This is a genomic window from Vibrio ezurae NBRC 102218, assembly GCF_000467185.1.
Lineage (GTDB): Bacteria > Pseudomonadota > Gammaproteobacteria > Enterobacterales > Vibrionaceae > Vibrio > Vibrio ezurae.
Genome location: NZ_BATM01000037.1, coordinates 1 through 22,795 on the forward strand (window position 1 = coordinate 1; position 22,795 = coordinate 22,795).

At 43.3% G+C, this 22,795-nt stretch carries 25 protein-coding genes and 1 tRNA gene; 16 read left to right on the forward strand and 10 right to left on the reverse strand.

Features of this window, described 5'->3' with window-relative positions; genetic code table 11:
• Window positions 1-59 precede the first annotated feature (59 nt).
• The 3 genes from VEZ01S_RS11125 to VEZ01S_RS16400 all read left to right on the forward strand — a co-directional run bounded on the left by VEZ01S_RS11125 (window position 60) and on the right by VEZ01S_RS16400 (window position 1,483).
• A tRNA-Ser gene (locus tag VEZ01S_RS11125) sits at window positions 60-150 on the forward strand.
• A 666-nt stretch (window positions 151-816) separates the two neighbouring features.
• The gene (locus tag VEZ01S_RS11130; RefSeq protein ID WP_021714144.1) at window positions 817-1,041 is read left to right on the forward strand and encodes a hypothetical protein; all 225 of its coding nucleotides are present in this window, start codon (window positions 817-819) and stop codon (window positions 1,039-1,041) included.
• Window positions 1,034-1,483, forward strand: a complete 450-nt coding sequence (locus VEZ01S_RS16400) for a DnaJ domain-containing protein (RefSeq protein ID WP_021714145.1) — start codon at window positions 1,034-1,036, stop codon at window positions 1,481-1,483. The genes VEZ01S_RS11130 and VEZ01S_RS16400 overlap by 8 nt, the downstream gene beginning before the upstream one ends.
• A 74-nt stretch (window positions 1,484-1,557) precedes the next feature.
• On the opposite strand, the gene VEZ01S_RS11140 is transcribed toward VEZ01S_RS16400, so the two are convergent.
• Genes VEZ01S_RS11140 through hemC form a run of 4 tightly spaced genes read right to left on the reverse strand, consistent with a single transcriptional unit; the run spans window position 1,558 to window position 5,592 of the window.
• Entirely contained in the window at window positions 1,558-2,736 is a 1,179-nt protein-coding gene (locus tag VEZ01S_RS11140) for a heme biosynthesis HemY N-terminal domain-containing protein (protein ID WP_021714146.1), read from the reverse strand.
• A complete protein-coding gene (locus VEZ01S_RS11145) occupies window positions 2,733-3,887 on the reverse strand; it encodes a uroporphyrinogen-III C-methyltransferase (RefSeq protein WP_021714147.1) in 1,155 nt (384 codons plus the stop codon). The genes VEZ01S_RS11140 and VEZ01S_RS11145 overlap by 4 nt, the downstream gene beginning before the upstream one ends.
• A complete protein-coding gene (locus VEZ01S_RS11150; RefSeq protein WP_021714148.1) occupies window positions 3,887-4,651 on the reverse strand; it encodes a uroporphyrinogen-III synthase in 765 nt (254 codons plus the stop codon). Before VEZ01S_RS11150 ends, VEZ01S_RS11145 begins: the two co-directional genes overlap by 1 nt.
• 5 nt (window positions 4,652-4,656) lie before the next feature.
• Window positions 4,657-5,592, reverse strand: a complete 936-nt coding sequence (hemC, locus tag VEZ01S_RS11155) for a hydroxymethylbilane synthase (RefSeq protein ID WP_021714149.1) — start codon at window positions 5,590-5,592, stop codon at window positions 4,657-4,659.
• A gap of 336 nt (window positions 5,593-5,928) precedes the next feature.
• Between hemC and VEZ01S_RS11160 the strand changes: the two genes are divergently transcribed.
• The gene (locus VEZ01S_RS11160) at window positions 5,929-8,454 is read left to right on the forward strand and encodes a class I adenylate cyclase (RefSeq protein ID WP_021714150.1); all 2,526 of its coding nucleotides are present in this window, start codon (window positions 5,929-5,931) and stop codon (window positions 8,452-8,454) included.
• A 14-nt stretch (window positions 8,455-8,468) separates the two neighbouring features.
• On the opposite strand, the gene cyaY is transcribed toward VEZ01S_RS11160, so the two are convergent.
• Window positions 8,469-8,780, reverse strand: coding sequence for an iron donor protein CyaY (cyaY, locus tag VEZ01S_RS11165; RefSeq protein ID WP_021714151.1), 312 nt, complete (start codon window positions 8,778-8,780; stop codon window positions 8,469-8,471).
• 72 nt (window positions 8,781-8,852) lie between these two features.
• On the opposite strand from cyaY, the gene lptM reads away from it, so the two are divergent.
• From lptM to yigB, 6 genes are read left to right on the forward strand one after another with little or no spacing between them, the layout of a single operon-like run.
• Window positions 8,853-8,978 (forward strand): LPS translocon maturation chaperone LptM, encoded by a 126-nt coding sequence (lptM, locus tag VEZ01S_RS16650; RefSeq protein ID WP_084621710.1) that lies wholly within the window; start codon window positions 8,853-8,855, stop codon window positions 8,976-8,978.
• Between the two features lie 21 nt (window positions 8,979-8,999).
• Window positions 9,000-10,253, forward strand: a complete 1,254-nt coding sequence (lysA, locus tag VEZ01S_RS11170; RefSeq protein ID WP_021714152.1) for a diaminopimelate decarboxylase — start codon at window positions 9,000-9,002, stop codon at window positions 10,251-10,253.
• Window positions 10,254-10,262: 9 nt separating this feature from the next.
• Entirely contained in the window at window positions 10,263-11,093 is an 831-nt protein-coding gene (gene dapF, locus VEZ01S_RS11175) for a diaminopimelate epimerase (protein ID WP_021714153.1), read from the forward strand.
• Between the two features lie 24 nt (window positions 11,094-11,117).
• Window positions 11,118-11,819, forward strand: a complete 702-nt coding sequence (locus tag VEZ01S_RS11180) for a DUF484 family protein (protein ID WP_021714154.1) — start codon at window positions 11,118-11,120, stop codon at window positions 11,817-11,819.
• On the forward strand, window positions 11,800-12,720 hold the full coding sequence (xerC, locus tag VEZ01S_RS11185) for a tyrosine recombinase XerC (RefSeq protein ID WP_021714155.1): 921 nt from the start codon (window positions 11,800-11,802) through the stop codon (window positions 12,718-12,720). Before VEZ01S_RS11180 ends, xerC begins: the two co-directional genes overlap by 20 nt.
• On the forward strand, window positions 12,720-13,436 hold the full coding sequence (gene yigB, locus VEZ01S_RS11190) for a 5-amino-6-(5-phospho-D-ribitylamino)uracil phosphatase YigB (RefSeq protein ID WP_021714156.1): 717 nt from the start codon (window positions 12,720-12,722) through the stop codon (window positions 13,434-13,436). Before xerC ends, yigB begins: the two co-directional genes overlap by 1 nt.
• Here yigB and VEZ01S_RS11195 read toward each other — a convergent pair.
• The 4 genes from VEZ01S_RS11195 to VEZ01S_RS11210 all read right to left on the reverse strand — a co-directional run bounded on the left by VEZ01S_RS11195 (window position 13,433) and on the right by VEZ01S_RS11210 (window position 17,026).
• Window positions 13,433-14,023, reverse strand: a complete 591-nt coding sequence (locus VEZ01S_RS11195) for a tRNA-uridine aminocarboxypropyltransferase (protein ID WP_021714157.1) — start codon at window positions 14,021-14,023, stop codon at window positions 13,433-13,435. The two genes, yigB and VEZ01S_RS11195, sit on opposite strands and share 4 nt — an antisense overlap.
• Window positions 14,023-15,042: a COG3650 family protein gene (locus tag VEZ01S_RS11200; protein WP_021714158.1), complete on the reverse strand. Its 1,020-nt coding sequence runs from the start codon at window positions 15,040-15,042 to the stop codon at window positions 14,023-14,025. The genes VEZ01S_RS11195 and VEZ01S_RS11200 overlap by 1 nt, the downstream gene beginning before the upstream one ends.
• 33 nt (window positions 15,043-15,075) lie before the next feature.
• Window positions 15,076-15,897 (reverse strand): Cof-type HAD-IIB family hydrolase, encoded by an 822-nt coding sequence (locus tag VEZ01S_RS11205; protein ID WP_021714159.1) that lies wholly within the window; start codon window positions 15,895-15,897, stop codon window positions 15,076-15,078.
• A 151-nt stretch (window positions 15,898-16,048) separates the two neighbouring features.
• Window positions 16,049-17,026, reverse strand: coding sequence for an alpha/beta fold hydrolase (locus tag VEZ01S_RS11210; protein ID WP_021714160.1), 978 nt, complete (start codon window positions 17,024-17,026; stop codon window positions 16,049-16,051).
• Window positions 17,027-17,096: 70 nt separating this feature from the next.
• Between VEZ01S_RS11210 and rhtB the strand changes: the two genes are divergently transcribed.
• The 6 genes from rhtB (at window position 17,097) to VEZ01S_RS11240 (ending at window position 22,291) form a co-directional block, all read left to right on the forward strand.
• Window positions 17,097-17,714, forward strand: coding sequence for a homoserine/homoserine lactone efflux protein (gene rhtB / locus VEZ01S_RS11215; RefSeq protein ID WP_021714161.1), 618 nt, complete (start codon window positions 17,097-17,099; stop codon window positions 17,712-17,714).
• Between the two features lie 144 nt (window positions 17,715-17,858).
• Window positions 17,859-18,194 carry a metalloregulator ArsR/SmtB family transcription factor gene (locus VEZ01S_RS11220; protein ID WP_039971041.1) on the forward strand — a complete coding sequence of 112 codons (336 nt, stop codon included), beginning with the start codon at window positions 17,859-17,861 and terminating at the stop codon, window positions 18,192-18,194.
• A gap of 48 nt (window positions 18,195-18,242) precedes the next feature.
• Window positions 18,243-19,250, forward strand: a complete 1,008-nt coding sequence (locus VEZ01S_RS11225) for an ArsJ-associated glyceraldehyde-3-phosphate dehydrogenase (RefSeq protein WP_021714163.1) — start codon at window positions 18,243-18,245, stop codon at window positions 19,248-19,250.
• Between the two features lie 55 nt (window positions 19,251-19,305).
• Window positions 19,306-19,803 carry a phosphatase domain-containing putative toxin gene (locus tag VEZ01S_RS11230; RefSeq protein ID WP_021714164.1) on the forward strand — a complete coding sequence of 166 codons (498 nt, stop codon included), beginning with the start codon at window positions 19,306-19,308 and terminating at the stop codon, window positions 19,801-19,803.
• Between the two features lie 82 nt (window positions 19,804-19,885).
• A complete protein-coding gene (gene arsJ / locus VEZ01S_RS11235; RefSeq protein ID WP_021714165.1) occupies window positions 19,886-21,121 on the forward strand; it encodes an organoarsenical effux MFS transporter ArsJ in 1,236 nt (411 codons plus the stop codon).
• A 156-nt stretch (window positions 21,122-21,277) separates the two neighbouring features.
• A complete protein-coding gene (locus VEZ01S_RS11240) occupies window positions 21,278-22,291 on the forward strand; it encodes an acyltransferase (protein ID WP_021714166.1) in 1,014 nt (337 codons plus the stop codon).
• A gap of 56 nt (window positions 22,292-22,347) precedes the next feature.
• Here the strand turns inward: VEZ01S_RS11240 and VEZ01S_RS11245 are convergent, their stop codons facing one another.
• Window positions 22,348-22,680 carry a DUF2500 domain-containing protein gene (locus VEZ01S_RS11245; protein ID WP_021714167.1) on the reverse strand — a complete coding sequence of 111 codons (333 nt, stop codon included), beginning with the start codon at window positions 22,678-22,680 and terminating at the stop codon, window positions 22,348-22,350.
• Window positions 22,681-22,795: the final 115 nt, after the last annotated feature.

Below are 22,795 nucleotides of genomic sequence, written 5' to 3' on the forward strand. Positions count from 1 at the left end.
ATATCTAGAGACAAATACTGGATAGGGCATTTTTAAGACCTTAACTAGTAACAATTTGTGGAGAGATGGCTGAGTGGTCGAAAGCACCGGTCTTGAAAACCGGCAACCGTTAATAGCGGTTCTAGGGTTCAAATCCCTATCTCTCCGCCACATTTAAGCCCCTGATTTATCAGGGGCTTTTTGTTTTTAAGGAACTAGAGATTTGCTTCAAAACTAATGAGGTGAGTCAATTGTATCTTTATAAACATCCCAATTCGGTGTACTACACTCGAATCTCACCTCGATAGAATGACCAGTTATTTAGTACGATTGGTATAAGCCTGTCACTATCAGGTTTAATAGCGTTCTCTTCAATGTATCTGATAATCGGTATATCTTTCACTATGAGAGATAAAAACTTGATGGTCAGTTCGAGGTTTTTCCTTGAGTTCTTCCTTAAGAAACACCTGAGCCTACTTATTGATCCTAGTGCTATCTACCTTTGATTATTTGATTACGTGAGCGGTCATCACTGAAAGTGAACAAGTGCCAATAAATGCACATTCATTGTTTATTAGAAAGAAACTTAAAGTCGATCTGTAGTATGACTTAGTGGAAGTAGATAGCCTCAATTAAACTATATTTTATCTACGACAGTATAATCACCAAAAGAACTATGATGCTAGATACGAATGTAATATTATTTTCCATTTACTAATAATAGGTCAATAATTGTAAAATAAACCCAGAATAAATAGAGTGAATTGTTTTTCTTTGAACACAGAAAATAAATTAATATTCACTCAGATATATAAACATTAGGGTTAAAAGTTATTCATGGCAAAATTTATTAGAACTATAATTAAAACATTCCTTATTATTGTAATATTGATAGTTGCAGCACTACTGAAAGGAATTATTGAAGATATTACACAAGCAAAACCAGGACCTCTATTTATGATTATTATTTTTGGTGGAGCGGGTGCAGCTATAAGAGCTATCTATAAATATGATAGCAACAGCTCTAAGTCAACAGAGCTTAAATTAAATAAAAATGAATGACTATTATGACGTATTAGGTATAGCAATTGATGCTAATTCTCGAGATATAAAACAAGCCTATAAAAAGAAAGCTCTAAAGTGGCATCCGGATAGAAATTCTTCAATAGAAGCAACAGAAAAGATGCTCTTAGTTAATGAAGCTTACTTGATACTTAGTGATGAAGAATCTAGGAGTAAATATGATATTGAATATAGGCGATATAAAAACTTCAAGGATTTGAGCGGTAAGTCTAACGAAGAGTATGTTTATTCTGATGATGTTTTAGCTAAATGGATGAGCAATGCTAAGATACAAGCAAGTTATTTGGCAAAAAAATCACTTGATGATTTGATAGATATATCTGGTGTTGCTGGCCGTGCTTTTTGGAGTCATACGAAAAAAGCTATCATTACTTACAGTATAATTATGTTTCTAATCGTATTATTCATGTACAACTCATAATATATGAGAGGCACAATTTTATATTTTACAAAAAAAGCCGCTGATTAACAGCGGCTTAGATTTCCTACCTTAGTTTACTTCCCTAATAGAAGCAGCGCCTTCTGTGAGACTTCGTTGGCAGCATTGGTGTAGTTTTGTTGGTGCAATGCATTGGCGAGTTGGCCGTAGTCGTGGGCGCTTGGGCGCAGTTTTAAGGCGGCTTCAAAATAGCGTTGTGCATCAGCCCATTTTGCTTCTAGCATCAGGATCTGGCCTATTACACTGTGTAGATCGCCGTTGTCAGGGAACTTCTTATCTAGTCCTTTAAGGTGCGTCAGTACTGAGTGCCAGTCGGTGATGTTTAATGTTGGGTAGACATTTAATATATCGGCGTGCTGAGACTTCTTGGTCGCTTCTTTAAGGGCGGTAATTGCTGTTGAATCTGCGCCTCTATTTATAAGCTCAGAAGTAAAGGTCACAATGACCTTTGTTTCTGACTTGATGTTCTTCGATAAGCCATCCCAATACTTCACAATACCACTGACACCTTGCTGGTTCGCCAGTTCGGTAATTCGTCCTGCGTGCGCTTGTACTAATAGGGTGTGATATTCTGTTTTTGTCACTCCTTTAGCGCGCTTGAGGATAGGGAGTAACTCTAGTAGAGGCTGCCAACAATTAAGCTGGATATAACAGGTTTTGAGTAGATTCAGTAAACGTGGGTTGCTTGGGTAGTCATGTCTTAAGCTAGATAGCACATCAAAAGCCGTGGCAAAATCGGCCTCAGCCATGGCTTGTTTACCTTTGGTTAGACCGATAGCAAGATCGGAATTGTCCTGTTTAGCCGCCAGTTCAAAGTACTTATCGCGTTTATCGTGATTGCCTAGCTCATGTGCCGCTTCTGCCGCCACTAAGTAACATAGCAATGGCATATCATGTGAGTTAGACCAACGAGTCACTTTCTTTTCTGCGGTTTGCCAGTCACCTTCGATGAGCTTAATGATGCCTTCGTTGGTTAAGCGACGTGCTTTTTTCAGCTTACGATTGCTAAACCAATTCCAAGTGGCACTTGAGGCTCTCAGTGAACGTTTAATTAAGTACTCACCAAGAAACAGCACCACTAGAGCACCAATGATAAAGATGACTAGGGTGGTTACGCTCATCTCAATCGTATAGTTGGCGAGAGAGATAAGAACATAGCCTTGTTGACCGGCATATTGCGTGCCGACAGTTAGGCCAATACCGAGTGCGATAAAAACAAAGAGTAGACGGATCATTTGTTTTCCTCCGCAACGATGGTGGTGACTTCACGGCGTAAGCGCTCGCGAATAATATCGGCGATCAACTGGTTAGTTTCTAGCTTGTGTGGGTATTCTAGATCGACTTTAACTTTTGCGAGATCGCTCAGTGATTGATCAAACTCTTGTACTGATTTTGCCTCTTGATCGAGGTAAGTTTGGCTCCACTCAACCGCAACAGTCAGGCTTTTTTGATAGATTTCTTCTTGCTCTGAATAGGTAGCTTTGATGGCGGTTTCTAACTTGGCTTTAATGTTCTCTCTCAAGTAGAAGTGTTGCTGGGGTGAGAGCAAAGGTACTGCACTGCCATCTCTAACGCGGAAGGTAATGAAGTGTTCAGCAAAGTTTTTTAGCGAAGTACTCAGGTTAGATTTCCAATCTTGAATATCGGTGGACACATGTTTTTGTGTTTTCTCTGGCGCTTCTGGAAGAATGGCATTCGCTAGGGGCAACTTGTCTACCTGTTGTTGCAGAGCGATGAGCTTAAGAGCAAGACCGTCTTTATCAACTAACGGTAGGCTACGAAGCTCAGTGATGTCGTTTGCCATCGCTTTGCGCAGTGGAACTAGGCTAGGGTCATTTAGCGTTGCAATACGTTGGTCGGCAGCTTCCATTAGCTTGGTTGCCGTCACTAAGTCATGCTCCAAGAAGAGCTTTCTGCCAGCCAGTTTTACTAGGTAATCGGCTTCAGCGAGTAGCCAGTCATTAGGGCGACGCCCTTTTACATCCGCAATGGCCAGTTGCAGGCTTTCAATGCTTTTTTGCTGTTGGCTAATTAATACTTCTGCTCGGTTAACCGCTTCATTTGCCGTTTGTTCGCTGGCTTTCTGGGTTTCTTGAAGTTGGCTATTGAGCGTTTGCTGAGTGTTTTTTAGCTGATTGGAAACCGCAGAGAGCTGCTGTTGCAGGGTTTGATTTTGTTGGTTGATATAATAGAAGCCAGCGCCAGCTGTGATAATTGAGATAATAACGGCGGCAATAGCGAGTCTTTTTGCCGGCTTATTCGGTTCGCTCTTTGGCTTGGTTTCTTTTGAATTGGGTGTGGTTGCTTTCTTTGGTTTAGGCGAAGCAGGAACAGGGTTACTCTTGTCAACTTGAGTGTCGTTATCGAGTTTTTTGTCGTCAGTCATTATATTTTCCTATGTAATTCGCCCTGAATACTATCCATGATGGCTTGATTGGAAGCGCCATTTATATTGTGCACTTGCGTAAAACCGAGCTGCAATGCCAATTGTGCGACTCTTGTGCTCGGAACCATCAGCTCTAAAGAGTGTAACCAATTTTTACGGTGGGTAGGTATTTGTTGTGTAAAGAATTTTAATTGTTCGAAACTAGTAACAATTAGATGGTCTATTCCTGTCGACTGCCAGTGCTTTACTTGAACTTCACCATCAAAGCCCGTCCAGTGCCGTGAATAACTTTCTATATAAACCGTTTTAGCGTTTAAGTTTTGCAGACTATCAAAAAGTAACTCTCTACCACTGTCACCGCGCAGTATGGCAATCTTTTTGCCCTTTATCCCTTCTTTACCGTTTAGGCTCTCGGAAGCTAAAAGTTCCAATAAACCTTCCGTGTCTTCCGATTGCGGTGATGAGGCCGACTGTTGGGTGAGCTTTTGTAAACATGACGCTGTTTTAGCACCCACAGCGAAGTAGCGAGCGGTTTGAGGCCAACGTTTATTTTTTTGAAGCAATGCTTGATGGGTAAAGCGTACCGCGGGTTGGCTCACTGCAATAATGATATCGCATATTGTTAGGTGCTCTAAGGAAGAGAGAGATAAAGGAGAGAAGGTAAATGAGACGACAGGGCAGCACTCGGAAGCTACCCCTAGTTTTTGTAAGGCGCGATACAGTTCTTCTGCTGAAGGTTGAGGTCGAACTATAAGCGCCTTCATCTCATTTAGCCTTGGCTATAAACGTCACTTAAAATTTCTTTTGCACCCAAGTTTAGCAATTGTTGAGCAAGCTCTTCACCCATTTTGATCGCTTGTGAGCGTTCACTTACGCTTTCTGCTCGGATGATTTTAGTACCGTCAGGTTTCCCTACCAATCCTCTTAGGTGAAGCTTGTTGTCAGGGGTAATTACACAGTAGCTACCAATAGGAACCTGACACCCGCCCTCTAGTGCTAGGTTCATCGCACGTTCTGCAAGAACACGATCTGAAGTGTCTGGGTCATTGAGTGGTTGAATAAGATCAAGAACGCGTTGATCATCAACGCGGCACTCAATACCGACAGCGCCTTGACCTACTGCAGGTAGAGATTGTTCTGGTTCAATATAGCTTTGAATGCGCTCTTCGAGTTTGAGTCGTTTTAGGCCAGCTGCCGCCAAGATAATGGCATCGTATTGCCCATCATCGAGCTTGCCTAGACGAGTTCCCACATTGCCTCTGAGCTCTTTAATGATGATATCTGGACGTGCTGCACTAATCTGGCATTGGCGGCGTAAACTGCATGTACCCACTGTTGCGCCATGCGGAAGTTCATCAATAGAGTGGTAGGTGTTAGAAACAAAAGCATCTCTAGGATCTTCTCGCTCACAAATGACAGCCAGTCCAAGTCCTTGTGGGAAATCAACTGGGACATCTTTCATTGAATGTACAGCTATGTCAGCACGCTCTTCGAGCATGGCCACTTCTAGCTCTTTTACAAATAAGCCTTTTCCGCCCACTTTAGCCAGTGGAGTATCTAATATGATATCGCCTTTGGTCACCATAGTAACAAGCTCAATATCGAGGTCAGGATGAATCTCTTCTAAGCGAGATTTCACATAGTGAGCTTGCCAAAGAGCAAGAGGGCTTTTTCGTGTTGCGATTCGAAGAGTTTGTTTTGACATAATGGGGCTGACTAAATAAAAGATGGATTGATTCTACCACTGCTGGAGGTAAATTTTCAGAGGCTAGATTAGGGCGTGATATTGCTATCTCACTTAATAATAAATTTTATGCCTATCTGTGAGTTCAGTCACGCTATTTACGACCTAACGTATACATTTATGTGACCTTTTATAACTTTCAGTTATTATCCTTGCTCATTAATTGTTACTAAATGCTAAGACTTGGTGATTTTCTTTACCTAGCCCCCCAAAAGTGTTAGATTGCTCACGTTTTGTGGGGTTTTTGTATGAAATTACATCACTCACTATTTTCATTTTTTTAGTTGGGAAGTTGACTTGCAGCCAGACATTCGTACATTAACGACTAGACTCGATACGCTGAATGAACAGCGTAAGAATCGTGCTCTAGGTATGATGGATGCTCAGGGGCAACAAGTATTCTCCCTCATCCCACTGCTGTTGCACTACAACAACCCAGCACTTCCTGCCTATATCTCCGGCGATGTACCTCAAGGTATTTTTGATTTCTCGCCAAACTCAGACCAAAAATACTTTCTTGATACTGCGGCTCGTGCCTGCGGTGAAGAAGTTATTGAACCTGAAAGTACTGATATTCTCGCGCTCTATACTATGGGTAGTACCTCCTCTATTGGGCAGAGCCTTACTAGTGATTTAGATATCTGGGTATGTATTTCGCCGCAAATGTCGGCTCAAAAACGCAGTGTATTGGCGAATAAGTGTTTCAGTGTGACAGAATGGGCGCAGCGACAAGGGGTAGAAGCCAACTTCTTCTTGATGGACGATCAGCGCTTCAAGGTTTCGAATAAAAGCGAAGCAATGACAGGGGAGAACTGTGGTTCTTCTCAACATATGTTGCTCCTTGACGAATTCTATCGTTCGGCCATGCGAATGGCGGGACAACGATTATTGTGGAGTATCGTTCCTCCAGAAATAGATGAAGATTACGATCAGTATGTTGCGCAGCTGTGCCTTAGTGGAGAGCTTGATTGTTCTGAGTGGCTTGATTTCGGCCAGCTTAACAAGATCCCTGCTGAGGAATACTTTGGCTCTAGCTTATGGCAGCTATTTAAAAGCATCGACTCACCGTATAAGTCTGTATTGAAAGCGATTTTACTTGAGGCTTACTCTTGGGAATATCCACAGACTCAACTGCTTAGTATTGAAACCAAACGACGCTTTTTTGCTGGCGATTCAGATCTTTATAGTGCGGATGCCTATTATGGCATGCTAGATAAAGTTACCAGATACCTAAAGAAAATAGACGATCAACCTCGTTTAGATTTAGTGCGTCGTTGTTTCTACTTGAAAACACATGAAAAACTCTCTCAAGAACCGAAAATGGGCTCAGTGCCTTGGCGTCGTGAAGCGATGCAGCAGATGGCCACGAGCTGGGGATGGAGTGAGCAAGACATTCATGAGTTGGATACTCGTCGACATTGGAAGGTAGAGCGCGTTAAGGCCGTGCATCATAACCTTCTTGATGCTTTGATGGAAAGTTATCGAAACTTGATTCAGTTTGCGCGTCGCAATGACATTACCTCTGTAATTAGCCCGCAAGATATTTCTATCTTGGCTCGTAAGCTGTATGCCGCATTTGAGGTTTTACCAGGTAAGGTTACGCTACTAAATCAACAAATATCACCAGACTTACACGAGTCGGACCTAAGCTTCATTCAGGTAGAAGAGGGGCGCAGTAATCCTAAAGGTTGGTATTTGTATAAACAGCCATTGCTAGCTGAACGCATTATTGGTCAACAGCCCATCGAGCACCATACCTCGCTGAGTAAGCTTGTGGCTTGGGCATTCTTTAACGGTTTGATTACCGAGTCTACTCGCTTACATTCTGTGGTACGCAGTGCTGATATTGATATCGATAAACTGTATCAGATGGTGAGTGACCTTAGAAATACCTTCTCTTTACGTAAACGTCGTCCAACAATGGAAGCGCTGGCCAGCCCTTGTGAGATTAGCCAGTTAGTGATGTTTATTAACCTTGAAGACGATCCCACAGAAAAGCTAAGCTCACGCCAAGCTAAAAAAGACAGCCGCAACGTGAATCTATTTTCGTGTGGTAAAGACAGCACTAGCATGATTGGCAGTGTGGATCTTGTGTATCGTAACTCTTGGCATGAAGTGCGAACTCTCCATTTCCGTGGAGAAACCAGTATTCTGGATGCACTGAAAACCATCTTAGGAAAAATGCACCAAGATGCGTTGCATCCCGAATCTGTGGATGTCTTTAGCTACAGCAAAAACTTCCGTGGTTTGATGCGTAATACGGTGTACCAGCTATTGGCTGAGTGTATTGAGTTACGCCTAAAGCCGGTAGAGCAAGAAAAGCGTCGTCGATTTAAGGCGATTGGTGTCGGCAGTAAAATGTATGGTCTGTTTTTTGAGCGTCGAGGTGTATCAATACAGACATTAGAAAATTCGGTAGATTTCTATCAAAGTATTTCCACGAATAAGCTGACAGGTTCACCTTTAGAAAAATTGAATAAAGAGAGTGATTTCTCTCTGCCCGATATTATTGATGGCTTTGCCAGTGAAGGTTTGATTCAATTCTTTTTCGAAGATACTGAAGGTGGCTTTAATATCTACGTATTGGATGAAAGTAATGCCTCAGAGGCTTACCATCGTTACGGTTTTGATAAAAATGAAGTGGTCGGTGAAATTAATAATTTCTATACCAACGACCTAAATGTGGCAGGAGAGAAGGCTAACTTTAACCTTCCACAGTACTATCAGATTATTCATCAGCACGATAAAGAAAGCTTTATCGTGCCATATCGTAGTGATAGTGAGTTCCGTTCAACACCTTCGGCCATTGTAGGCGCTTGTTAATCAGAGGTAGGGCTTTACCACTCTATCTCTTCATCGGCTTGTTTTTCACATTCTACTTTTACTAACGCTAATAGCTCTGCACCTGTTTTAGAGCATACCCAAGCGCCGTCTTGCAAAGAGAAATGATAGCCCCCTGACTTAGAAGCAAGCCAGATCTCACGCATTGGTTCTTGCTTGTTGATGATGATTTGTGTTCTATCTTCAAATTCTAAAGTCATCACATTACCAGACGTTTCAAAGTCTATATCAGCGCCTGATTCTTCGATCGCTTGCTCAATATTCTGTAGTTGTTCATCCGCCAATTGGTGAAACTCACTGTCCTTCATGCATACTTCCTATTGCTTTTATAAATTGTGGTGCGATTATAGAGGTAAGATCAATATATCATTAACATCATCATGAAAAAAATTATCTCGCTATTGTGTTTAGGCTCAACATTGTTGTTGGCTGGTTGTGGTCAAACTGGTCCTTTATATATGCCGCAAGATGCTGGGCAAGATACGCCTACGCAATCCGCACAGTAGAACAGAAGTAAGGAAAAAATCTTGGATTATTTTAACTACAAGGAAGATGGTCAGCTATGGGCTGAAGGTGTCTCCCTAGCGCAAGTCGCAGAACAATTTGGCACACCAACCTATGTTTATTCACGTGCGACTTTAGAGCGTCACTGGAAAGCTTTTGATCAATCGGTAGGTGAGTTCCCTCATTTAGTGTGTTACGCAGTAAAAGCAAACTCGAATTTGGGCGTACTGAATGCACTGGCTCGATTAGGATCTGGCTTTGATATTGTTTCTCTTGGTGAGTTAGAGCGTGTAGTTGCCGCAGGTGGCGATCCATCTAAAGTGGTTTTTTCTGGAGTTGGGAAAACAGCGCAAGAGATCAAGCGTGCATTAGAGCTCAACATCAAATGCTTTAACGTTGAGTCTGAGCCTGAATTGGAGCGAATCAATCAGGTGGCAGGTGAGTGTGGTGCAGTAGCCCCTGTTTCTTTGCGTATCAACCCAAATGTGGATGCTAAAACGCACCCATACATCTCTACGGGTCTGCGTGACAATAAGTTTGGTATTGCATTTGAACAGGCGCCTCGCGTTTATCAGGTCGCACAGCAAATGCCGAACCTTAACGTAGTTGGTATCGATTGCCATATTGGTTCTCAGTTAACGGACATTGACCCATTTATTGACGCTGTCGATCGCCTATTGGGTCTAATTGATAACTTAAAAGCACAAGGTATAAATATTCAGCACCTTGATGTGGGTGGCGGTCTAGGCGTGATTTACCGTGATGAAATGCCTCCTCAACCTTCTGATTACGCAAAAGCGCTATTGGCTCGTTTGCACAATCACCCTGATATTGAATTGATATTTGAACCAGGCCGAGCCATTGCCGCAAATGCGGGAGTATTGCTGACCAAGGTTGAGTTCCTGAAGCATACTGAACATAAAAACTTTGCCATTATCGATGCGGCAATGAACGATCTTATGCGCCCTGCTTTGTACCAAGCATGGCAAGACATCGTTCCTTTACGCCCACGCCAAGGTGAAGCGATTACTTATGATTTAGTCGGCCCAGTGTGTGAAACCGGTGACTTCTTAGGTAAAGATCGTAATTTGGTTCTTGAGCAAAATGACCTGTTAGCTGTGCGCTCAGCAGGTGCTTACGGCTTTACCATGTCTTCTAATTATAATTCTCGCCCTCGTGTGGCAGAAGTGATGGTTGACGGTGAAAGCGTGCATCTTGTTCGTCAACGTGAAAGCGTTGAAAGTCTATGGCAGCTTGAAAGCACACTACCGGAGTAATTGAACAGCATGCATTTCCATTTTTCTAAAATGCACGGACTAGGCAATGACTTTATGGTTGTTGACTGTATCACTCAAAATATCTTTTTTTCACCTGAGTTGATTCGTCGTCTTGCTGATCGCCATACAGGAGTTGGTTTTGACCAACTCCTCGTTGTGGAAGCACCTTATGATCCTGAAACGGATTTTCACTATCGCATTTTCAATGCCGACGGTTCAGAAGTGGAGCAGTGTGGCAATGGGGCTCGTTGTTTTGCTCGTTTTGTGTCAATGAAGGGCTTAACTAATAAGTACAGCATCCGTGTTAGCACTAAAAAAGGAAAAATGCTGCTTAAATTAGCCGACGACGAGCAAGTTCGAGTCAACATGGGTGTGCCTGAACTTGAGCCAAGCAAGATTCCTTTTAAAGCGAAGCAAAAAGAGAAAACCTATATCTTAAGAGTCGGTCAACACACTTTGTTCTGTGGTGCGGTAAGCATGGGGAATCCGCATGTGGTGACGGTTGTTGATGATGTTGCGACTGCAAAGGTAGAAGAACTTGGCCCACAGTTGGAGTCGCATGAGCGCTTTCCTGAGCGAGTGAATGTCGGCTTTATGCAAATTATCGACCGTAATAAGATTGCTCTGCGGGTTTACGAACGCGGTGCTGGTGAAACTCAAGCTTGTGGCAGTGGTGCGTGTGCGGCGGTTGCTGTAGGTATTTTACAAGGTGCTTTAGATGAGCATGTTGAAGTGAGTTTAACCGGTGGAAAGCTGAAAATTGAATGGGCAGGCCCAGGACAGCCATTATTTATGACAGGCAGTGCTACGCATGTCTTTGATGGACAGATTAGCTGTTAACTCATAGTGATATAAGGAATTATCTTGGATTCGACAGCTAAAGAACTGTGTACTGCTCTTGATATCGAGCAGTACTTGTTAGATAACCCTGATTTTTTTGCCGGTAGGGAACATCTGATTGATTCTATGAGTGTACCGCATCACCGAGAGGGTGCGGTCTCTTTGTTTGAGCTAAAACTTGGCCGTCAGCGTGAGCAAATACAGAGCTTAGAAAAGCAAAAAAATGAGTTAATGACATTAGCCAGTCACAACGATCGTATCTTCCGTCACTTTATGCAGTTAGAAAAACGCATTTTGCTGGCCAAGTCTGGTGAACAAGTCATCTGTGCATTAGAGCAGAAGGCACAAGAGCTAGAACTTAAAGTCGTGGTGGGGGTTGTTGAGCACGTTAGCTCACAGTTGCAGTTAGACCAAGAAGATTGGTTAAAATTTAAGACGCAGAACTTGGTAGAGCGAGATGCTTATCTTGGTCGTCTCAAACGCAGTGATCGTGAGTTAATCTTTACTCAAGGTACGCCTGTTTCAGAGTTAGGTTCGTATGCGGTTCTTTCTTTTGAGCACCCGAATGTAGAGGGATTTTTGTGTTTTTGTAGTGAAGACGGCGGGCGCTATCAGCCAAGCCAAGATACGCTATATTTAAGCCACCTCGCGATGGTCGTTGCCCATCAACTTAATCATTTACAATGGCAGAAGGTTCAAACGCTGCATGTCCACCCCCATCCCTAATACCTACCAAATCTGGATTGATGCGTTCGTTGCTTATCTCAAAAGCGAGAAAGGAATGAGCGAGCATACTCAAAGTAATTACCAAAAGCAGCTCACCATTATCGCGACTCAGTTAGTGAGCTTTGGTGTTCAAAACTGGCAACAACTGGATATTGCTTGGGTAAGACAGATTGCCGCAAAAGGAGCAAGGGAGGGGCTAAAACCGAATAGTTTAGCCACTCGATTGTCCTGCTTGCGCAGCTTTCTCGATTATTTAGTTCTAAAAGGTGAATTGTCGGCAAATCCAGCCAAAGGCGTCAGCACTCCAAGAAATCACAAACGACTGCCGAAAAACTTAGATGTTGATGAAACAGGGCAACTGCTTGATATCAATATGGATGATCCTCTCGCCATTCGTGATCGAGCAATTATGGAGCTGTTGTATGGTACGGGGATGCGTCTTTCTGAGCTGATTCAATTGAACGTGAAAAATGTTCAAGGTGATCGCGGGGAAATTCGCGTGATTGGTAAAGGAGATAAAGAGCGAATTGTCCCTTTCAGTGGTGAAGCAAAACGTTGGGTATTGGATTGGCTAAAGGTACGCCCTCTACTGTTAAAAGAAGAGCAGGAGGCGCTATTTATTTCGAAGAGGGGGACTCGGATCTCGCATCGAAATGTACAAAAGCGGATGTCTGAATGGGGTATTAAACAGGGTGTCACTAGCCATATTACTCCGCACAAACTCAGACACTCCTTTGCCACTCATATTTTGGAGTCCAGTGGTAACTTGCGTGCGGTGCAAGAGATGTTAGGACATGAGAGCTTATCAACCACGCAAGTCTACACACACTTAGACTTTCAGCATTTAGCGCAAGCCTATGATAAAGCTCATCCTAGAGCGAAGAAGAAACCGGAGTCGTAATGCGTTTTTATCGAAACTTAAATACAGTGCAGGCAATGACTTTCGACCTTGATGATACTCTGTATGACAATCATCCGGTGATTCGGCGATTAGAGCGAGATTTACGGCTTTGGCTGGTGGGCTCTTTTCCAGCATTATCTCGTTTTGATGAACAAGATTGGAGACGGTTTAAGCAACAAGCCTTACACAGTAGTGAGCGCTGTCGACATGATGTGACAGTGGCAAGAGAGACTCAGCTAGGTTTTGCTTTTGAAGCCATTGGCATCATGGGTGCTAGCCAACTCGCAGCCATTGAGCAGACCATGCAACAAGTGACGATTTTTCGTAATCGAGTTGATATTCCAGAGCAAACCTTTCGCACACTAGAAGCATTAGTACGCAGAATACCATTGGTTGCCATTACCAATGGTAATGTCGACGTACAGCGTATTGGTTTACAAGAATATTTTTGCGCAACGTTTAAAGCCGGCCCTGATGGTGCAGCTAAACCCAATGCCGATATGTTTGTCAAAGCATCGAAGCGATTAAAGGTGCCTACAGGTTCAATATTGCATGTTGGGGATCATTTGCAGACTGATGTAATGGGTGCAAAAGCAGCAGGTTTTCAGGCGGCTTGGTTTAACGACTCTAAGGTAGGAATTAAGCAACAATTAAACGCGACGATCATGCCCGATGTTGAGATTCATCGTATCGAACAATTATTGTCTTTCATTTAGATAAGTGAATGGCCGCTACGGTCAGCTTGATACACTTGCAGGTAATAGTTTAAAAATTCCGTCAGTTGATCCGCTTGTGTCTCTAACCCCTCTAAACGCATCAATTCTATTCCCACTTCACAAGTACACAGATTACCGTCACTTTGGTTTCTTCGTAGACTGTAGCTAGAGACGCATGATGGCAGTAAATGATATTGAGGCAGCGCTTGCAACCAAGGGCTTTGTCGCCACATTTTCTTTGCTTCTTGCCAAGTTGCATCGAGCACAACGTACAGACGAGGCGCTAATGACGGTGAGGTGTTTTGCCTAGCGCTATACGGTTCAAGTGGCTGGCTATGCTCACTGGGAAATAACAGCACAGGGTTAGGGTGACTGGCAATGAGAGCCAGTAACTCTGGATCAGGTTCGGTTCGGCTCCAGAGAAATTGGCTGGCATTGGGCAGAGCATTCAACAATAACTTACCGGTATTCGTTGCTCGTTTTAGCTCATTTGGGTGGCACAGCAATGCCACCTGTATTGGGTGTTCAAATGAAGGGAATTGTTCGCACAAGCAGTGGTGCTTGAAGCCACAAATAGCACAAGCCATTACAGAGCCTTTTTAAGATTTAAACCATCATTGGTTAATGGATAAGTCGCGCCGTTGATGGTCTCATACTGCGTAGATAAGGTATCTCCTTTTAGCTCAAAATCCCGTACCGCAATGATTTGCTGTCCTTGGTAGCTGACAGAGGTGACTTGGATTAAATCACTGTTTAAGGTTTGCCAATGGCCTTGCTCGACTACATCATGGCTGCCATCGTTATAAGAATAACGGCTTTCAGCTTGGTGATCGGCGGACAGAGTCAAGGTGAGTGTTGTACTACTGTCTAGGGATTGGCGATAAGTGCCAGTCACCGGGTCGATGGTACGGTTTGAGTCGGTATAACAGCCAGTCAAGTTGCGATCGGCAACGTGCAGTTGCGCAGTCCATCCATAAATAGAATCGCTCATGGTATCGCGACACATTTGTGGGCGAATGATCAGTTGCCCCTGAGTAAGGCTGTAGTGTGACTCATTCAGGCTCTGCTCAAGATTGACGACGGGTAAATGAAGAGTGTCTTTACCTAGCTCAGAGAGCTCGACGGCGTGTTCTGTAACATGGGCAGACCATGACGGCTCATTGCCAAAAGCTTTTGCCTCTTGAGGAGCTTGCTGGCAACGGTTGCGGTTTTCAGTGGTAATGATATTAAATTCTGAGACGACAAATTTACTGCCGAATTCTTGGGCAAAACCGCTTGTCGCGGGCTCAAAATAACCAAATACCTCAGCATACATTGCCTGATTAGGTTTCGTGGTCATGGATTCTGCGGCAGTGCGAACGGGTGCAGGCAGTTCTAGCCAATAGGTGGCGTTGCTGTTGCATGGATGTATAGTGCGTGATTCATGACCCACCATAATCTCACCTCGCAGCAGGACACGTGCTGGGGCTTCAGGGTCAGGAATCAGAGGCTGTGAAGACAACACATCGCTTTTGCTTGTGCTCGCCGGGGATTGCGGTGGCTCGGTGCTACTACAACCGAGCAAAACCATAGAACTAATAACAGAAAGCAGTGCGCATTTTTTCATTATCGAGCCTGTCATGGGCGATGAATTGAATGCTTATCTTAACAGGTGTTTAAGCAGATAGTGAGCCACTGCATCATCTTCGTTGCTACCAATCACTTCGTTATTCGGTAGTGCCGCTTTCACTTTTGGGTGGGCAGTTTGCATGACTTTTCCCATTCCTGCCATTGCCAGCATTTCGGCATCATTCATACCATCGCCAAATGCAATACAATTTGAGAGATCTTTGCCTAAACTTTCCGCGACGGCTTGCAGTGCTAGCCCTTTTGATACATTGCCTTGCATGACCTCAAGACACCAAGGTGTCGAGAAAGCGACATTGAGTTTATCACCAAACTCTTGATTGAGCTTATCCTCAAAAGTACTGAGGTATTCATGGCTTTCATGGGTAAAGAAGACTTTAGCAACGCCATCTTTAGGTGCATTTTTGTCATCGAATAGATGAAACGCAAACCCAGATGATTTACTAAAAGATAAAAGCTGTTCGTCCGTTTGATTCACCCACCATTGATCATCTTGGTAGAGGTGAATGATGATGTCTGTATCTTGGCGAACAATATCGATAACACCTTGTACTAGCTCAGGGTTTACGTTTTGGCTGTACATTAAGTTATCGTTGATATCGTGCACACGAGCACCGTTAGAGGTGATCATATAGGCAGGGATACCAGACTCTTCACGGATATACGCGACGTCTATATGGTGGCGACCTGTGGCAAAAATAAACGTATAACCTTGCTCATGCAGTTGCTTTAAAGTCTGCTTGGTTACATCAGAGAGCTGGTGGTTGGGGGCCAAAAGCGTGCCATCTAAATCGGAAGCGACAATCGACAAGTTTTCAAAAGCAGAGTTATTCAAGGTTATACCCTTTCTTATATTTTCAGGAACATTGACATAATACTGTATTCATAAGTGAAGAAAGAGGGTAAAGCATGCTTTCCTCTTTTTGAATGTTGGCGCAACTTGTTGCTTATTGCTATTTATGAATACGAAACTGTGATGATGAGTATTACTGGTCGAAAAAGCCCAAAATCGCATCTAGCGCCTGATTCCTAGCATGATCTTGTTCTACCAATACTTCGTGCTTGGCATCAGCGATAGGAAGGAGTACAGCATCTTGACGACGCTGACTTAACTGAGCGATAAACCGATTTTGCGCGCTGTTATCCACTACGCTATCAAGGCTTGGTTGAATCAATAGCAGTGGGATGTTGACCTGCTGAGCGTGCTTTATGCACTGCTCCGAGCCAAGAATACCCTGCCAAACCCATTGTGATGAAGGGCCGCCCATTTGAATTTGTTCTGTGTCGTCAAATAGGTTCGCTGACCATTCATATCGTAATTTACAGCCGCTAAGGTTGTTGTCTGTAAACGGTTTTCTTTGATATGCCGTTTGCCCTAACGCATAGCGAGGTTGTTTTTTCCAGCGAATCAATGTTTTACATAGTGGTTTAACAATGGCACGAAGTGGAGAGGGCATTTTTATGCCAAACATGGGCGCACTAAGGGCAATGGCATGGAATGGGTGCGAGGCATGACTTTGAATATAACGTGTAGAAATAGCCCCTCCCATAGAGTGACCAAGAATAAATCGACGACTATAGCGGTTAAAATCAAATCGATTGACGATGGTATTTAAGTCTTCGACATAGTCTTGAAAGTGTTCGACATGACCTATTTGAGGATCATCGAGCAACCGTTCAGACATTCCTTGGCCACGATGGTCGTAAGAATAGATATCAAAGCCTTGTTTAAACAGGTCATAGAACAGTTCTTGATAGCGACACACACTTTCTGTTCGTCCGTTGACCATCAATATAGCTTTGCTATGCAATGGAGACGTCAGGCTAATCCAGTGCAGCTTTTTGTTGTGCTTCCCTTCTGTGTAACCTTGATGTCGGTTGTTCCAGAAGCTCGCGATGGGGTGTTGCATTTGATACTCGTAGTCGGCTTCTTGAGTGCAGACATCTATTGCATTTTTGGACATTGCATTTACTTCCTGTTCACGATACAAACAGCATAACATCCTAAAATGATAGTGAATATAGAGGCGAAATATGGAGTTGAAAATTTGGTTTGCGTATGTGGCGACCGCCATTATTTTTAGCCTAGCACCAGGATCTGGTACGGTAAACTCGATTGCCAACGGTATTAACTATGGAATTCGAAAATCACTCTCTGCCATTGTAGGTCTGCAATTGGGGCTACTCTTTCATATTGTTTTGGTCGGAGCGGGTATTGGTGCGCTGGTGGCTAAGTCGGCGTTTGCGTTTAGTGTGATCAAGTGGATAGGTGTTGCTTATTTAATTTGGCTTGGCATTCAGAAATGGCGAGACAGTAAAAGCTTTGAGTTGGTGGAAAATCACGATCAGATCTCTAAAAGTACGCTGTTAAAGCAAGGGGTTTTTATTAATTTGACGAACCCTAAGTCGATTGTTTTTTTAGTCGCCTTGTTCCCACAATTTATTAACCCTGAGCTACCGCATCTTCCTCAATTGCTCATTTTAGGTGTCACGACAATTGTTATTGATGGCATGGTGATGTTGGGCTACACGGGGCTTGCCTCGCAAATGGGCAACCTCATTCGCTCAGATAAAGTGATTGACAAGTTGAATAAGATATTTGGCTCTATGTTTATTGGTTGTGGCGTATTACTGGCGGCGGCCAAGGGCTAGCTGCTACCGATTACGAGTCAGCGATTCGCTCTCGATAAATATTTCGTAACATGAATCTTTTGTGACATCGGCGAGTTTGACTTGCCGGTGTCTTTTTTTTGGCTAGTATATATGGATATTCGTATATGGTTATTGGTTGTCATAATGTTGCCTCATCAATTTTTTAAACTACTTGCAGATGAAACGCGTTTACGTTGCTTATTGTTGATTGCCCGTGAAGGTGGTTTGTGCGTGTGTGAGTTAACTCATGCGTTGCAAGAGAGTCAGCCGAAGGTGTCTCGTCATTTAGCGCAAATGCGACAGTCGGGTGTATTAGTGGATGAGCGACGAGGGCAATGGGTTTATTACCATATCGCCACAGATATTCCTGGCTGGGCTAGGAAGGTGATTGATGGCTTACGTGATTCAAATTGTCTGAAAGAACAATATCAAGAAGATACCCAAAGATTAGTACACATAGACGATAAGTCCTGTGTGTGATTTGCAATTTTAAATACTCATTAACAACGTGAGAGTAAAGGATAGAACATGACTATTAAAATCGGTATCAACGGCTTTGGCCGCATCGGCCGTTTGGCTTTAAGAGCTTCATTTGATTGGCCTGAAGTGGAATTTGTACAAATTAATGATGTGGCTGGTGATGCTAAAACATTGGCTCATTTGTTGGAGTTCGATTCAATTCAAGGACGTTGGCAGCATGAAGTGACCTTAGATGGCACTAATATGCTGATCAATGGTAAAGCAATAAAAACCACTCAAGAGCGCGATATCGATGCAGTTGATTGGTCTGGCTGTGATGTGGTGATTGAAGCAACAGGTGTGTACCGTAAGACTCAGTTCTTGAATAAATACCTAGCGCAAGGCGTGAAGCGAGTCGTGGTTTCTGCACCAGTGAAAGAAGAAGGCATTGCCAATATCGTAGTCGGTGTGAATGACGAAATTTTTGACCCTGCTATTCATAAAATCGTCACTGCGGCCTCTTGTACGACGAACTGTATTGCACCAGTAGTGAAAGTGATTCATGAAAAATTAGGTATTGAGCAAGCAGCATTTACCACCATTCATGATCTGACTAATACTCAAACTATTTTGGATGCACCACACAAAGACTTACGTCGTGCTCGCGCATGTGGCATGAGTTTAATTCCAACGACAACCGGCTCAGCTACGGCAATCGTTGAGATCTTCCCTGAGCTGAAAGACAAAATTAACGGCCATGCAGTGCGTGTTCCTTTAGCGAACGCTTCTCTTACTGACATCATTTTTGACGTGAAACGCGACACGACAGCCGAAGAAGTTAACGCTCTACTCAAAGATGCTTCAGAAAATGAACTGAAAGGCATTTTAGGCTTTGAAGAGCGCCCATTAGTGTCGATTGATTACAAAGGTGATCAACGCTCAACCATCGTTGATGGGCTATCTACCATGGTAGTGGGTACTCGCATGCTGAAGATCTACGCATGGTATGACAACGAAATGGGCTATGCGACACGTACCGCAGAGCTAGTACGTACTGTTGGTTTGGCTGATAAATAATTAATTAAATTCACGAGCATACCTTAGTGTGCTCTTGTATTGAGGAATAGATAAAATGACACATCCTACTTGGGAATTGCTAATCGATAATGGCGCAGCGCTGGTATTAACTCCGTGTCCGGGGACGAAAGAGCTGGGTTTAGATGAATCTCTTACACAACTTAAAGAGCAAGGTGTAGAAGCCATTGTGACAGCAATTAATGTTGAAGAGATGACAAGCAAAAACGTAGTAGAGCTAGGTGAAAAAACCAAAGCACTAGGTTTAAAGTGGTTCCATCTTCCGATTGAAGATGATTGCGCTCCCGATCATGAGTTTGCAGAGCAGTGGGCGAATGCTAGCCCAGAATTGCACCAGATTGTGAATGATGGCGGAAAAATTGCAATGCACTGCATGGGGGGCTCGGGTCGTACTGGTCTATTAGCCGCTAATCTTCTGTTAGAGCTGGGTTGGTCATTGCCTAAAGTTATTACTGAAGTAAAAACACTTCGCCCAGGCGCATTTAGCAAGCCAATTCAGGTTAACTACGCTGAAGCTCTAGCACAAACTCATTAATTTCCTCCCTATAAATCGTATCTGTGTGCCTTGCTGAAAAAGGCACACTTTTTTATTAAAAAGATTCGTTGAGACAATCCCTATGTTATCGACTTTAGATAAAAGTGTTCGCCAATACATGTTGGTGACGTTTAATTATTGGAATTTTACCCTGACAGACGGTGCCCTACGTATGCTGGTGGTTCTGTATTTTTACGATTTAGGGTACAGCAGTTTAGCTATTGCTTCCTTGTTCCTCTTTTACGAATTCTTTGGTGTCGTTACAAACCTTGTCGGGGGGTGGTTAGGTGCAAGGCTTGGTTTAAACCGAACGATGAATGTCGGCTTGGCGATACAGATCTTTTCGTTGGTCATGTTAGCGGTCCCGCAAGCGTGGCTGACTATACCTTGGGTTATGGCAGCGCAAGCTTTGTCGGGTATAGCGAAAGACTTAAACAAAATGAGCGCTAAAAGTGCGATTAAAACGCTTGTTCCTGATGAAAAACAAGGGGCTCTGTATAAGTGGGTTGCCATCTTAACAGGATCTAAAAATGCTCTGAAAGGCGTCGGCTTCTTCTTGGGGGGCGTTTTATTGTCAGTGTTCGGCTTCAAGGGAGCGGTACTGGCTATGGCTACAGTGCTGGTCTTGGTATTGATTGGAAGCTTAGTGTGGTTAGAGAGTGACATGGGCAAGGCGAAAAGTAAGCCTAAGTTTAAGCACTTATTCTCCAAATCTGAGAGCATCAATGTATTGTCAGCGGCGCGTTTATTCTTATTTGGTGCACGTGATGTATGGTTCGTAGTTGCCCTACCTATTTACTTAGGGAGTGTGTTTGGTTGGAGCCATTCTATGGTCGGTGGCTTTTTAGCTTTATGGGTCATAGCGTATGGCTTTGTACAAGGTATTGCTCCAAGAATTACCGGAAAAGTACAGGGCAGAGTGCCTGATGGTAAAGCCGCTTTATTTTGGGCTTTGTTACTATCTGCAGTAACGGGCGCCATTGCTTATGGGATACAAATTGGCTGGCAACCTCAGTTTGTTATCGTCGTTGGATTACTGATTTTTGGTGCAATTTTTGCGATCAATTCTTCGCTACATTCTTATCTTATCGTGAGTTACGCCAAAGGTGATGGTGTATCAATGGATGTTGGTTTTTACTATATGGCGAATGCGATGGGGCGTCTTGTTGGTACGGTTCTATCGGGGTGGGTATTCCAGATAGCAGGCCTGTCAGCGTGTCTTTGGGTATCGTTTGCATTCCTGGCTCTAGCCAGTGTCATCTCAATTAAACTACCACGACACACACAACCGTCTTTGGCGAGTAGCGGTGATAAATAGTTAATGTCAGATGCACTTTTTACTTTGTTTACACTGCTAGAGAGTTGTTATAACAGCAAATTTTAGTAAAAAACTCATAAACAAGCTGATTAAGGTATCCTTGATCGGCTTGTTTATTGTTATGATGCTGATTGCACAATGAAAGGAAGTGTTTTCATGAGACAAAGGGTATTGTTTTTTGATCTTGCAAGGTGTGTTGCTGCAATTGCTGTCATCGCAATTCATGCATTAGCGCCTTATCGGTATCAATTTGGTGTGATTCCATTTAATGAGTGGTTCACTGCGATTAGTGTCAACAGTATAAGCCGTTGGGCTGTGCCGGTATTTATTCTTATTTCTGGCGCTTTGATGCTAAGTGATAAAAGACCCTTTGAGTTTAAATACTACGTTAAACGCCGACTTGGAAAGGTATTGCTCCCCTTTCTTATATGGTCAATTTTCTATGCATACCTGTCCGGTTGGAGCGGTTATGGCTTTGATGCAAACAGTGCCAAAGAGACATTAATTGCGGGGCTGGATCATGCCACTTATTATCATTTAGGCTTCTTCTACTACTTTATCCCATTATATTTCGTTATCCCCTTTTTACAGGTCTTCGTGCGTCGCTATGATGATCGCACTTTGTATGCACTGACGGCATTGTGGCTTATTACGAGTACTCTATTTTTGTTCCGTATTGATGGTTTATGGAGCCAGCAAATGTGGCTCTATTCAGGCTTATTGCCTTTGGGTTATATTCTTTACCAAAAAGTACCGTTGACTAAGCAAGTCATCGGCTTCTTTGTCTTGATAGGGGTATCGGCATTGGCTGTAACTATTTATCAGGTTGTGTCGCTGAGTGTTGAGGCAAATGAATATACCTATGGACGTTGGCTATCGTATAAAACGCTGAATACCGTTTGTGCAGCCAGTATGATTTTTATGCTCTGTCGATATTATGGTGAAGGACTGTCAGCGAAGACGAATAAAGTCGTGGGCTTTATTAGTACTCATAGTTTGGGCATTTATATTTTGCATCCTCTCTTCTTATGGCCAATGAAAGAACTTGGTTGGGGACAAGGACATCCTGCTTGGAGTATTCCTTTGTGGATTGTAGTGAGTGGTGGTGGTGCCTTGCTATTGAGTTGGCTGGTGTCTCGTTCGAAGAAAACCGCTTGGTTGCTGCCGTAGTCTTTATACTTCGATAATAAAAAGAGCGAGCTTCAATCGTTGAGGCTCGCTCTTTTTTATTCTCTCTTTAATGCAAAATGCATGAATTTATTACCTTGATAGGTGAGCTCTCCTTGGTTACCTGGTGATAAAGCATGGTAATAGTGAACGCCAACCTTGAATTCACGTTTTGGGCCAAAGCGCCCTTTTTGTACGTAAATCCAATATTCTTGATCTTCTTCTCCTGGTTGAGCGTTAGGAATTTCTACCGCTTGTTTATCGATTACGGTTACTTTGGTTTTTTGCTCAGGTGCATCAAGACCATGAACATGTTTGCAATAGATGTATTTGAATGCGAGAGCTGCTGTAGCAACAAGAATCGCCACCAAAATAAATAGAGATATTGGCATAGATGTCATCCTGTCATTTATAGGCTATAGAAAATTTTGCAGTAGAGTGTAGCTTGCCCTTTTTCGGGCTACGGCACTATTTACGAAATTGCGTGATCCAAGCGTGAAGTTGCAA

Bases quoted from the DNA above. Each gene is read 5' to 3' on its own strand.
- VEZ01S_RS11245 (WP_021714167.1), bottom strand. From the start codon at position 22,680: ATGCCAATATCTCTATTTATTTTGGTGGCGATTCTTGTTGCTACAGCA.
- VEZ01S_RS11145 (WP_021714147.1), bottom strand. From the start codon at position 3,887: ATGACTGACGACAAAAAACTCGATAACGACACTCAAGTTGACAAGAGT.
- VEZ01S_RS16400 (WP_021714145.1), top strand. From the start codon at position 1,034: ATGAATGACTATTATGACGTATTAGGTATAGCAATTGATGCTAATTCT.
- cyaY (WP_021714151.1), bottom strand. From the start codon at position 8,780: ATGAAGGACAGTGAGTTTCACCAATTGGCGGATGAACAACTACAGAAT.
- lptM (WP_084621710.1), top strand. From the start codon at position 8,853: ATGAAAAAAATTATCTCGCTATTGTGTTTAGGCTCAACATTGTTGTTG.
- VEZ01S_RS11200 (WP_021714158.1), bottom strand. From the start codon at position 15,042: ATGAAAAAATGCGCACTGCTTTCTGTTATTAGTTCTATGGTTTTGCTC.
- hemC (WP_021714149.1), bottom strand. From the start codon at position 5,592: ATGTCAAAACAAACTCTTCGAATCGCAACACGAAAAAGCCCTCTTGCT.
- VEZ01S_RS11210 (WP_021714160.1), bottom strand. From the start codon at position 17,026: ATGTCCAAAAATGCAATAGATGTCTGCACTCAAGAAGCCGACTACGAG.
- VEZ01S_RS11230 (WP_021714164.1), top strand. From the start codon at position 19,306: ATGACACATCCTACTTGGGAATTGCTAATCGATAATGGCGCAGCGCTG.
- VEZ01S_RS11130 (WP_021714144.1), top strand. From the start codon at position 817: ATGGCAAAATTTATTAGAACTATAATTAAAACATTCCTTATTATTGTA.
- arsJ (WP_021714165.1), top strand. From the start codon at position 19,886: ATGTTATCGACTTTAGATAAAAGTGTTCGCCAATACATGTTGGTGACG.
- yigB (WP_021714156.1), top strand. From the start codon at position 12,720: ATGCGTTTTTATCGAAACTTAAATACAGTGCAGGCAATGACTTTCGAC.
- VEZ01S_RS11225 (WP_021714163.1), top strand. From the start codon at position 18,243: ATGACTATTAAAATCGGTATCAACGGCTTTGGCCGCATCGGCCGTTTG.
- VEZ01S_RS11220 (WP_039971041.1), top strand. From the start codon at position 17,859: ATGTTGCCTCATCAATTTTTTAAACTACTTGCAGATGAAACGCGTTTA.
- rhtB (WP_021714161.1), top strand. From the start codon at position 17,097: ATGGAGTTGAAAATTTGGTTTGCGTATGTGGCGACCGCCATTATTTTT.
- dapF (WP_021714153.1), top strand. From the start codon at position 10,263: ATGCATTTCCATTTTTCTAAAATGCACGGACTAGGCAATGACTTTATG.
- VEZ01S_RS11150 (WP_021714148.1), bottom strand. From the start codon at position 4,651: ATGAAGGCGCTTATAGTTCGACCTCAACCTTCAGCAGAAGAACTGTAT.
- VEZ01S_RS11195 (WP_021714157.1), bottom strand. From the start codon at position 14,023: ATGGCTTGTGCTATTTGTGGCTTCAAGCACCACTGCTTGTGCGAACAA.
- VEZ01S_RS11240 (WP_021714166.1), top strand. From the start codon at position 21,278: ATGAGACAAAGGGTATTGTTTTTTGATCTTGCAAGGTGTGTTGCTGCA.
- VEZ01S_RS11140 (WP_021714146.1), bottom strand. From the start codon at position 2,736: ATGATCCGTCTACTCTTTGTTTTTATCGCACTCGGTATTGGCCTAACT.
- xerC (WP_021714155.1), top strand. From the start codon at position 11,800: ATGTCCACCCCCATCCCTAATACCTACCAAATCTGGATTGATGCGTTC.